General features: G+C 61.6%; 6 protein-coding genes. All 6 read right to left on the bottom strand.

Annotation, left to right across the window (positions count from 1 at the left end; translation table 11 throughout):
• Positions 1–4,137: Ig-like domain-containing protein (locus ACM6I0_RS14580; RefSeq protein ID WP_414922649.1), on the bottom strand; the 4,137-nt coding region annotated here is incomplete at its 3' end.
• Between the two features lie 54 nt (positions 4,138–4,191).
• On the bottom strand, positions 4,192–5,028 hold the full coding sequence (locus tag ACM6I0_RS14575; protein WP_414922648.1) for a sulfotransferase family protein: 837 nt from the start codon (positions 5,026–5,028) through the stop codon (positions 4,192–4,194).
• A gap of 125 nt (positions 5,029–5,153) precedes the next feature.
• Positions 5,154–6,725: a glycosyltransferase family 39 protein gene (locus tag ACM6I0_RS14570; RefSeq protein ID WP_414922647.1), complete on the bottom strand. Its 1,572-nt coding sequence runs from the start codon at positions 6,723–6,725 to the stop codon at positions 5,154–5,156.
• 270 nt (positions 6,726–6,995) lie between these two features.
• A complete protein-coding gene (locus ACM6I0_RS14565; RefSeq protein ID WP_285433310.1) occupies positions 6,996–9,092 on the bottom strand; it encodes an HlyD family efflux transporter periplasmic adaptor subunit in 2,097 nt (698 codons plus the stop codon).
• Positions 9,093–10,412, bottom strand: coding sequence for an efflux RND transporter periplasmic adaptor subunit (locus ACM6I0_RS14560; protein ID WP_285433309.1), 1,320 nt, complete (start codon positions 10,410–10,412; stop codon positions 9,093–9,095).
• The gene (locus ACM6I0_RS14555) at positions 10,409–11,191 is read right to left on the bottom strand and encodes an efflux RND transporter periplasmic adaptor subunit (protein ID WP_285433308.1); all 783 of its coding nucleotides are present in this window, start codon (positions 11,189–11,191) and stop codon (positions 10,409–10,411) included. The genes ACM6I0_RS14560 and ACM6I0_RS14555 overlap by 4 nt, the downstream gene beginning before the upstream one ends.
• Positions 11,192–11,571: the final 380 nt, after the last annotated feature.

Here is an 11,571-nt window from a genome sequence, read left to right as displayed (position 1 = left end):
GGTGCCGTTGGCGATGGTCAGGTCGGCGTTGGTGAAACCGGTCACGGCCTCGGAGAACGTAATGGTCACGAGGGACGTTTCACCGATGTTCAGCGCATTGTCGGCGACCACAATGGTGGCCGTCGGCAGCACGGTGTCGATCGCGTAGTTGCCGGAATTGGTGGTGCCGCTGCCCGCGTTTCCGGACAGATCGGCGACACCAGCGTTGGCCAGGGTGATGACGTTGGTCGAATCATTCACGCCAACCGTCGGCGTGAAGGTCGCAGTCCAGGTGATGCCGCCATCGCTGCTGCTCACGGCGGTCAACGTGCCGTTCGCAATGGTCAAATCCGCGTTGGTGAAACCGCTGACCGCTTCGCTGAAGGTGATGGTCACCAGCGAAGTTTCGCCCGCGCTCAGCGTGCTGTCGGCCACCACAATAGTGGCGGTGGGGCGCACGGTATCGATGACGTAGTTGTTGGAGTCGATGGTGCCGCTCCCGGCATTGCCCGCCAGGTCGGAGACCCCGGTGTTGTCCAGGGTGATCAGGTTGGTCGTGTCGTTGATGCTCGCGCTCGGGGTGAAGGTCGCCGTCCAGGTAATGCCGCCGTCGCTGCTGCTCACTGCGGTGAGCGTACCGTTGGCGATGGTCAGGTCGGCGTTGGTGAAACCGGTCACCGCTTCGCTGAAGGTAATGGTCACCAACGATGTTTCGCCGATGATCAGCGCATTGTCGGCCACCACGATGGTCGCCGTCGGGCGCACAGTGTCGATGGCGTAGTTGTTCGAGTTGGTCGAACCGGCCCCGGTATTGCCTGACAGATCCTGCACGCCCGTGTTGTCCAGTGTGATCAGGTTGGTCGTGTCAGTGATGCTGGTGGTCGGCGTAAAGGTTGCCGTCCAGGTGATCCCGCCATCGCTGCTGCTCACGGCCGTAAGTGTACCGTTGGCGATGGTCAGGTCGGCGTTGGTGAAACCGGTGACGGCCTCGCTGAAGGTGAAGGTCACCAAGGAGGTTTCGCCGATTTTCAGCGCGGTGTCCGCCACCACGATGGTCGCCGTCGGGCGCACGGTATCGATGGCGTAGTTGTTCGAGTTGGTCGAACCGGCCCCGGCATTGCCGGACAGATCCTGCACGCCCGTGTTGTCCAGGGTGATCAGGTTGGTGGTGTCACTGATGCTCGCACTCGGGGTCAGCGTTGCGGTCCAGGTAATACCGCCGTCGGCGCTGCTGAGCCCGGTGACCGAACCGTTGGCTACCGTCAGGTCCGCCGTGGTGAAGCCGCTCACCGCTTCACTGAAGGTAATGGTCACCAGCGAGGTTTCGCCAATGCTCAACGCGGTGTCGGCCACGACGATGGTCGCGGTCGGGCGCACGGTGTCGATGGCGTAGTTGTTGGAATCGGTGGTGCCTGAGCCGGCATTGCCCGCCGTGTCGCTGATTCCAGTGTTGGCCAGGGTGATCAGGTTGGTCGCATCAGTGATGCTGGCGGTTGGCGTGAAGGTCGCGGTCCAGGTGATGCCGCCATCGCTGCTGTTCACGGCCGTGAGGGTGCCGTTGGCAATGGTCAGGTCTGCATTGGTGAAACCGGTCACGGCCTCGCTGAACGTGAAGGTCACCAGCGAGGTTTCGCCGATTTTCAGCGCGGTGTCCGCCAACAAAATGGTCGCCGTCGGGCGTTGGGTGTCGATGGCATAGTTGTTCGAGTTGGCCACGCCGACTCCGGCGTTGCCGGACAGGTCCTGCACACCGGTCTTGTCCAGGGTGATCAGGTTGGTGCTGTCGGTCAGGCTGGCGGTCGGGGTGAAGGTCGCCGTCCAGGTGATGCCACCGTCGCTGCTGCTCACCGCTGTCAGAGTGCCGTTGGCGATGGTCAGATCGGCGTTGGTGAAACCGGACACGGCTTCGCTGAAGGTGATCGTCACCAGCGATGTTTCACCGATGTTCAGCGCGTTGTCCGCCACCACGATGGTCGCCGTCGGCGCCACGGTGTCGTGGATCACGTAGTTGTTGGAGGTCCCGGAACCGGTGCCGACGTTACCCGCCAAATCCTGCACGCCCGTGGTGTTTAGGGTGATGGCATTGGTCGGTGCGTTGATATTGCCCGCCGCCGTCAGGGTTGCGGTCCAGGTGACGCCGCCGTCGCCGCTGCTGAGCCCGCTGACCGAGCCGTTGGCCACGGTCAGGTCGGCCGTGGTGAAGCCGGTCACGGCTTCACTGAAGGTGATGGTCACCAGCGACGTGCCGCCGGAGTTCAGGTTTGTGGTGCCGACCACGATGCTCGACACGGTCGGCGGGGTCACGTCCGGTGCGTAGTTGGTATTGACCGAACCGCCGTCATTGAAAATGTTGCTCACAGCGGCCGGGGAGGTGCCTGCGCCGCCACCGCCCATGGAGGGTCCGCCCGAACCGCTACCGCCGGCATTGCCAGCCATTGCGCTGAAGTTGGCTGCCGTCATCAGCAGGGTGCCTTTGTTCCATATCGCGCCAACGCCTTTGCCGCCCGCACCACCAGGGTCGGCAGAACCGCCGAGGCCACCGCCACCACCACCGCCACCGCCAGCCGCGACGTTGTTGGAGATAACGGACGTACCGACAACCGTCAGGGTGCCGCTCGAGGCGTTGTAGATGCCGCCAGACGCCGAAGCGCCGGCCCGACCGGGCTTGTCCCAACCGGAGCCACCGCCACCACCACCGATGGAAACCGTGCCGTTGCTCGCTGTGCCAGCGTTGCCGCCGTTACTGTAGTTGGCAGCGCCAGCACCTCCCGCACCGCCAGTGGTCCCACCCCCTCGGCCGCCCATGTAGTTAGGGTTGTACCCCCCGCCATTGCCGCCATGACCGGCCGAGCCACTTGTACCGCCATAAACGCCAGTGCCGAACCCCGAAGTGCCGCCATGACCACCGAGTTGACCACCCAGCGCGCCGCCACCACCTCCGCCGCCGCCTACCGCACCGCCGACATAAGGTGAGGTCACACCACCGCCGCCACCGCCGCCCGAGGCCGCGTTATCGGTCACGGTAACGTTTTTAAGCGTCAGGTTGCCGGAGTTGAAAATACCGCCACCCATTGCCGCTGTGCCGTCCGTTCCCGCCGCCGCACCCGCACCGGCCACCATGCCTTGCTTGATGATCAGGCCGTCGAAGGTCGCAGTGACGCCGGAAGTCACCTGCACCACGCGGGTTTTGTACTGGCCGTTAAGGGTGACATCGGCAATGCCGTCGTTATTCAGGTCACCATCAAGGGTTACGTTCTTGGTGATGGTCAGCTGCGAGTTCAGCCCGACAATCATGCTGCTGTTGAAGGTAACTGTGTCACCGGCCACGGCATCGGACAGGGCCTGGCGCAAAGAGCCCACGCCGGAGTCGCCGTTATTGAGCACGGTCAGCGTCGCCAGGCTGTACTGGTAGCCGGCCATGGAGGTGGATGACAACACGCTACGGCTTTCGATACTGCCGGTCGCGATTTCCAGGTCCCAGTCGCCGCCCACACCAGTGCGGTTGGTGGACGCGGCTATATCGCGGCCGGTGAGTTGCGCCAGGGAATCGACAAAACTGACGCCACGTTCCCCGGCGCCGGTGTTACAGGCATAGATCAGGATATCGCCACCGACATTCATGTCCTTGCCGATCTGGGCCAGCACATCGCTGCGGGCGGCGACGTTGTCAGCCGACAGGTAGCTGTTGCCCAACCACAGATCGCCAGCGTTGCCGTGGGCGATGATCTGCACCGAACTGACCCCCTGATGGGTGTCCAGGTAAGCGGCAATCTGCTGCAAGCCGTCCTTGGTGGCGTCCAGCGTCACCACTTGGGTGCCTGGTGCCACGCCGTTGAGCAGGCTGTCGGTATCTTTGATTCGCGAATCAACGAACACCACGCTTTGGCCGGGTACGGCCGTAGGTGTTGCCGCAGGTGCGGGGGTCGCGGCGGAGGCGTTGTCCGCCTGGCCATGGGTGTCTTTGCTGGCAGCCGGGTGATCGGCCGTCGGCGCCTTGGCAGCATCAGCCGTGGGGTGGCTGTCGGGCTGGGCGGCGTCGGCCACCGTGGCCGCGACCGCGCCGTCGAACAGCATGCGCGGTTCCAGGGACATGATCATCGGCGATGCCAGCGCGCGCGCGCCCTGGGCCTTTTGCGATTTGCCGTTGCTCCACCACATGTTGCTCACCCGAACTCGAACTTTTATGACAACCAGAAAAAAAGCCGCGATCAATTAATTGATCGCGGTCTCGGATTTCATACGAATGACATTGGCAGCGCTGGAGGACCCATCGTGCCAAAAGGACAGTTCTGCATATTTGTCGAACAGGTCCGGCGGCAGGATCGTGCGCCGTGATTCCAGCGCCACTTGGCGTTTGACCCGATGCAACCCCGAAACACCCAGTGCCTGGTCAAACTCCGGCGCGTCGTAGACGAGGTTGTTGAAGTCATGCTCGAACCACGGCTCGCCGATAAATTCGTACACCAGCCGCAACACCCGCTCCGGCGCCTGGCTGAGCAGGTCGTAATCGACAATCAGCAACGAGTCGGCGTTTTCACCGTAATAAGCTTCTTTGAGCGCCGTCCAGGCAAAACCCACCAGACGATTGCGCTGGGCCAGGGTTTCACAACGGCTGTAGACGGTATTGCGCTCGACTTCGTCGTTGAACAGCTTGGTGTTCTCGAACGGGTTGGCACGATAAAGGCGCTCGAGGCTGTCCATCACCCAAGCGACGTTGCGCACGCAGGCAATGGTTTTGGCCTTGGGAAACAGATCCTGCAACGCCGGCAAACGCGAGCACCACTGACGATTGGTATCGAAAATGACGGGGTTGTCGGCCTGATCGGCATAGTAGGAGTCGAACAACCCGCGCAACAGACGCCGACGCAACGGCGTGTCGATCACTGCACCAAACTCGCTGCCGGCGCTGCATTGTTCGAGGACACTGGTGAAGAGCGTGCCAACGGGGCTGGTCATGCCGGCGTGAAAACGCGGGTTCTGCAACAGGATTGCCGACAGCAGGGTCGAACCCGACCGTGGCAAGCCTGATATGAAATGGAACTGTTGCATCCGTTCACCTGCACATAAGTCCTTTACGTATGAAGCAGCGTAGACGAAGAATGGCCTTACGAGTAGTGGTGTTTTGATATCAAATCGAAGCTAAATCCTTTAAAAATGTGATTTTTGTTTCTGACTCAATGCATCACGAACAAGCGCGCATTGGCGCCTCCCGCCTGGGTTTTGCTAACGCCCTGCCACCCTGCTGGCAATGGCGCAAATTCGTCCGGCCCCTCGGCGGTTCCGATCAACCATACGCGGCTGGTGCCTTTGGGCAGGCTGCCGAGGCTGTCGAGATAAACGTCCTGGGTGACCAGCGTGCCGAAACCATAGGCATTCGGCCGGCTCGAAGTGCCATTGGGCAATGGGGGCGTATATAGCAACGGCTTGGTGTCGGTGCGGTTGTAATAGACATAGCTGAGGTACCAGAGCATGTCGCTGGTGACGATCCGGTCCCCGGCAACGAAGTGCTGGTTGACATAGTCGACCATGACACTGATCTGGTCGTTGGTATCCACCGTGGCGTTGTTTTTCACTCCAACCAGTTCGAGACCGACAAACAGCATCAGCGCCATCAGGGCAATCACCCGAAAGCCCGAATACAGGCGATCAATGGCCAGTGCCGCGATCATCGGCAGGCCGAGGGCGTACGCGGTGACGTAACGCTCGATGAATACCGGCGAAATAAATGACACCCCAAACACCAGCAGCAGCGGTACAACGCTATAGATCGCCACCAACGCACTGCCACGAAAAACACTGCGGTCGCGGGCCAGTGCCACCCACATCAAGGCCAGCAATGCCAGGGGCATGGCGATAAATAGCGGCGTCGGAAGGTTTCCGCCATCGTCCTGGACCAGGAACGACCAGATCATCGAAGGCAAGGAGCTGACGGTGACAGGATCTTCCCACCCGACATCGCCATTGGCTTTGAGTTGATCCATGTGCTGGATCAGATCGATCAGGCTCGGCACCCACGGCAGGTACAACAGCACGATGGCCCCGTTCGCCAGCCACCAGCCGGGGCGTTGAATGTGCCGCAATCGATAGCCTGGCTGTACACGAATCACCCCCAGGTACAGCCAGTGGCAAAGTACGCACAGGGCAGTGAAGTAATGGGTGTAGAACGCGGCCGTCATCAGCAGGGCGTAGGCGACCAGATAACGCGTGCGCCGGGGGTATCTGATCCAGTAAACCAAGGCAATCGTCGCGCCGATCAGCCACAGGCCCAGCAGCGAGTACATCCGCACTTCCTGGCTGTAACGCACCGCCGTGGGCAGCAGCGCCATAAGGAGACCGGTCAGCAGCGCGGCACGCCGAGTGGCGAGCAGGTCCATCAGCCATACGCCGAGCCATACCGTGGCGATCCCGGGTAACGCGCTGAGACATCGGATCGAGAAAATGCCGTCGCCGAACAACTCAATCCAGCCGTGCAGGAGCATGAAATACAGCGGCGGGTGCACATCATGGGCGGCGTGCTGCCAGATCCCGCTCAACGAATATTGGCTCAACAGCAGACTGGAACCTTCGTCGCCCCAAATAGCCGCCGCCGTCAGGTCGTAGAAACGCACTGCCGTGGCCAACACCAGGATCGGTAACAGCCAATGCTCGCGTACCCACCGCAGCAAACGCTGAACCCGCGCCCAGGGGCGGGGTGCAGCATGCGGGCCCTGGGTGCCATCAACCGGCGTTTCTCTGCGTACTTCCATTGCTCCCCTCAAGTTTGCCACTGCCAAAAAATGGATAGTGCGCTCACTGTAGGGCAGCGACAGTACCGTCGTCGATGCTGGCTATACGACCAACGACATTCGGCAATCAGGCGGATCAACTACGCTGTGGCGCGGCGTGCCCCGGCCACGGAAATTTCTGCAGCCTGGGCTGCACAGAATTTGTCGAAGGTGTTTGCTCGCTGGAATTGCTGGAGCTGAGATGTTTCTACCGTCCGCCGCCACTGAATCGGTATCGGCCATCGTTTGTTCTTAGAAACCGCTTTCCCTGACCCCCAGTGCCGCCATGCGTCGCCAGGCAACGCCCAGTAATGATTCGCCGCGCCCCTGCAACACCACCACGCCGCGCAAGGGTTGCATCGGCGTCGGCACCTCTTCGAGGGTGCTCAACCTTGCTCCGTATTGTCCCTGCACCGGTTCGGCCCGTTGATGCGGATCGCGGCGCACCGCGATCGGCCCGTGATGATCGGACGTCAGCGCCTCCTGATCGACATAAGCCGCGCCATTGGTGTCGATTTCGGTCAATTTTACGGCAATCGCCGGGTGCATCGGGTCATCGGCAATGAACCGTCCGGTGGCGCCCGGGGCAACCCGCCACAGTTCGGCTTCAGCCAGATAACCACGCAACCGCGCACCGTCTTCGACGACACGCGCCAAGGGGTCCTTGGTCGACAACCAGCGACCGACCGCCAGTTGCGGCAACAGATCGCGCACGGTGCCGGTGTGCGGGGCGCGTAACAGCAGACGTTCACGCTGGGCAGCCAATCCGCGATATTCAGCCACGGCCTCTGCCAGACGTTGCTCGACAATACCGGCATCGGCAGCGGTTTCGCTGCGACTGGCCTGACGGCGCATCTGCAATTGCTGGATCCGGATTTCGCGACGGACGATGGCCTGACGCGAATCCAGGTCCGGCGATTCCAGTTCGATCAGCACCTCGTCCTGCGCAACCACCTGACCGTCGTACACATTCACCGTTTTGACCCGTGACGCGACCGGCGCGTGCAGCGCACTGGCGCGTCCGGCCTCAAGCATCGTCGGCAGCTCCACGGCGCTGCGCCACGGCAATCCCAGCGTCAGGACCAGCCCAAGCAACACCAGACCGCTGAGCAGAACTCGTGGGGCATAGGCTTGTTCCCTTCGGCTCCACCATTGCCGCCACTCGCTCAAAATGGGCAAGAAGATGAACCACACCAGCTCCACCAGCATCAGGAAAATCCCCAACACTTTGAAGAACAGGTGATAGACCGCCAGGGCGATCCCGAAAAATAAAGCCGCACGCCAAAGCCACGAGCCATAGCCCCAAATCAGCAACCGGCGCTGCATCTTCGGCGACCAAGGCTCCGGTGCCGCCGCACCATAACCAAACAAAAACTCACGCAACCGCCAACGGCACAGGGCAAACGCTCGCCCTTGGAGGTTATCCACCTCCCAGAAGTCGCTGAGCAAAAAATAACCATCAAAACGCATGAATGGATTGAGATTGATCACCAGCGTGGTGATCCAGGTGGCACTGGCGAGCATGAACGCCGCCGTGCGTCCGGGCCCCTCGGGCAGCAGTGACCAGACGAGGAGCGCGATGCAGGCCAGCAGCAGTTCCGCCAGCACACCGCCGGCGCCGATCAGCAGCCGCGCGCGGCGATCATTGACCCGCCATGCATCGCTGACGTCGGTGTAAAACATCGGCAGCAAGACCATGAACGCCACGCCCATGCTCTGCACGCGACAGCCCGCGCGCTTGGCCATGAAGGCGTGACCGAACTCATGACAGAGCTTGGCAAAGAACAGCGCCACGCCGAACGCCAGCGCGCCGCCGAGGCTGAACAAATGCGGGAAGGTGGCGATAAAACGTTGCCAGTCCCGGGACACCAGAAATACCCCGAGCCCCAGGGTGACCGGGAATCCGTAGCGCAGCGCTCGCGGACCGAAGCGCTCAAGCCACGGCCAGGCACGGTTGAGAAAAGCGTCCGGGCGCCACAGAGGAATGCGAAAAAACAGGTATTGGTGCAACAACACCTGCCACAACGTCTGGCGCTGGGCGGCGGCTTTGAGGCTGTAACTGGCGCGCTGTTGCGGATCGAGCGCGCTGATCAGATCGTGGCTGCGCAAAAAGCCCAGCAACTGCTCCAGCTCCGCGCCATCGAGTGGCAAGCCGGGTTCTCGGTTGGCGGCACGCAGCACTTGTTCCGGGTCGCCCAGGGACCAATGACGCAGCAAACGCATCGCCGCCGCGCCGAGCTTGAAATAGCGGCCGCGCACCGGGTCGGCCAAGGTCCAACGCGGCGAGCCATCAAGGGCCGGAGCAGCGGGCGTCAGCTGCAAGTCGGCGCGCAGGTTCGGCAGGCTCATCTAAAGGCCCACACTCTGGCGCAACCCGGCCAGCGGTCGACGTAACAGGTACAACGCCAACGGTGCACGGTCGCCGAAGATTTTGGCGGTTCCGCGCAGGCCGATACGCGGCGGCGCCCCCGCAAAATTCGCATCCAGACGATAAGCCAGTTGCCCGGCTGCCGTGGGTTGCGCCTCATAGGCCGACCGTTCAAGTGTTGCCAAATGCCGGTGCAGCGGATCGCTGTCGAGAAACAGCGCGACCTGCGCGCCGGGCGCCAGGGCAATGGCATCGCCCACCGCCAGCTCGATACGCAACTCGGCCTGATTCGGGTCGGCAATTTCCATCAGCCGCTCGCCGGTCTGCACCGGTTTGCCGGTCCAGCGCTCCGCGTCGGCGAACACCGCGATACCGTCTCGCTCGGCGCGCACCTCGCTGCGTTTGAGCAGTTCGCGGGCGTAGTCCCGTTCGGCGCGTTTTTGCTCGACTCGCGCGGCCAGCAGATCGATCTTCGAACTTGATTCAGCATCGGCGAACGAGCGTTGGGAATTGGCCTTGAGTTCTGCTTCCGCAACGCCCAAGGCGCGCTCAGCCACATCGGCTTGAGCCTTGAGCGTAGTGCTTTCAAAGCGCAGCAACAGCTCGCCGGTTTTTACCGTCTGATTGGGCTTGACCAGGAACTCGGTGATCACCCCGTCCAGCGGCGCAGCCACCACGCGACCGCCCAACGGAACCACTTCAGCGGGCGCCAGCACCGATTGGCGCACCGGGATCAGCAACGCGAGCAACAACAGGGCAAGCAACGCCACCTGGCGTTTTCGGGTCCAGCGCAGTCGCCACGGCTTGCGCGGTTGCAGCGCCAGCCAGGCATGGCTGTAGGTGTCGCCCAATTGCGACAGCAACACTTGCTCGGAAGGATTCCACTGCAGATCCCGCGCCAGCCACAGGCCACCGAACACCTCACCTTCGTGATCGATCAGCGGCAGCCAGAACACATGGGCCGCCGAAAGACTTTGCCAATCAGCCTGGATCGATTCACTGAGCACATTCGCTGGGATCACCCGGGCCTGTTTCAGCAGATCGGCCTTGAACAACTGAGCGACGGCCTGTTCGACGAACGCCACGAACGGCGCATTCGGCTCCACTGTGCTGACGCCCGTCACTGCTTGCACCTTGCCAGCGATCAACAGTGCCGCATGGCGAAAACCGAACAACGCCTGCCCGTCATTGACCAGGCTGTAGGCCAGTTGCGAAGGCGCGCGCGCCGCGCGGGTGAGGCGTTCAAGATCAAGAAACCTGGCGAAGACCTGTTCGGCGCCGCCGGCAACCGGCGCGTTCATTTAAGCTCCGCGAATCGCGCCGTGCCGCTCATGCCCGCCAGCAAACCGTTGGCATTGGGAAGCGTCGCGACCAGCAGCAAGGTCTGGCTGCCTTCATCAATCCGCGCACCGAGACGCTTGACCGTGGCATCCAGCGGCTGACCGGTTTCATCGGGAACAAAACTGAAGGTCTGGCCGGGTTTGAGTCGGGCCATCCAGCGCGACGGCACCAGCAAATGAATTTCCAGGGTGCGGTTGTCGACCACGTCCAGTAAGGGGGCACCAGCGGCAACACTTTCATAGCGCTTGACCTTGCGCTCGACCACTTGCCCATCGAACGGCGCCAACACGCTGCAGCGTTTGACCTGAACCTGATAAACCTGGGATTGCGCCTGGGTCTCGCCGACCTTGGCCTCGGCCCGCGCCACTTCAAAACGCCCGACCGAATTCAACGCCGCGAGCTGTTTGTTGTGCGCCAGCTCTTCACCCGCGCCACGGTTGGCCGCTTGAGCGGCATTGAGCTGGGCCTGATACGCCGAGCAATCGAAACGCGCCAGCGTATCGCCTTTCTTGAACGACTCGCCCTCACTGAACGGCAACTCGACAATGCGCCCGGACAACTCACTGGCAAGCACCGCCTGATCCCTGGCTCGCAACACGCCGCGAGCCTCACTGCTGGCCGTCGTGCTGCTGCCAGTGGCACTGTTTTCCAACAACGGATCGTCTGGCACGGGCGTTTGCGCCTGAACTGCGCATGTAAACAAGGTCAATCCAATAACCCAACCACGAACACGCTGCATAACCGTATCTCCCTGACGGATGAGCGGAGTCTATGACAGGGTGGGTGTGCGTCAAGTGGATGGTTGTTATTGGTTGGAAATGTGATGTTTCAAATTAGCCAAATTACTCAGCCCAGATACTTAGGCTTTCCTTCGGAACCTCTCACTAATAAATCCCACACAAAATTGGGAACATACATTCAATCGATACGGAGAGCGGCGGTCGACACTTCAAACTTTTATAGAACTGCAGCACCTCAACACTCTTCCTGTAGCAATCACTAATAACTCAGGCCAACAACGCCTTGACCATCAGCTAGGCCGGTGATCAAAACTGACTCGCCGGCGCTGGAGTGAATGCCGTCGTGTAGCACCTGGTCAATCGGTGATTGACGCGCGTG

Source organism: Pseudomonas sp. IT-P294 (assembly GCF_949767865.1).
GTDB lineage: Bacteria > Pseudomonadota > Gammaproteobacteria > Pseudomonadales > Pseudomonadaceae > Aquipseudomonas.
Note: the sequence above shows the minus strand (reverse complement) of the source record. Positions and strands in the feature narration are given on the sequence as shown.

Coding starts and splice junctions, on each gene's coding strand:
- ACM6I0_RS14570 (WP_414922647.1), bottom strand. CDS start 6,725: ATGGAAGTACGCAGAGAAACGCCGGTTGATGGCACCCAGGGCCCGCAT.
- ACM6I0_RS14575 (WP_414922648.1), bottom strand. CDS start 5,028: ATGCAACAGTTCCATTTCATATCAGGCTTGCCACGGTCGGGTTCGACC.
- ACM6I0_RS14555 (WP_285433308.1), bottom strand. CDS start 11,191: ATGCAGCGTGTTCGTGGTTGGGTTATTGGATTGACCTTGTTTACATGC.
- ACM6I0_RS14560 (WP_285433309.1), bottom strand. CDS start 10,412: ATGAACGCGCCGGTTGCCGGCGGCGCCGAACAGGTCTTCGCCAGGTTT.
- ACM6I0_RS14565 (WP_285433310.1), bottom strand. CDS start 9,092: ATGAGCCTGCCGAACCTGCGCGCCGACTTGCAGCTGACGCCCGCTGCT.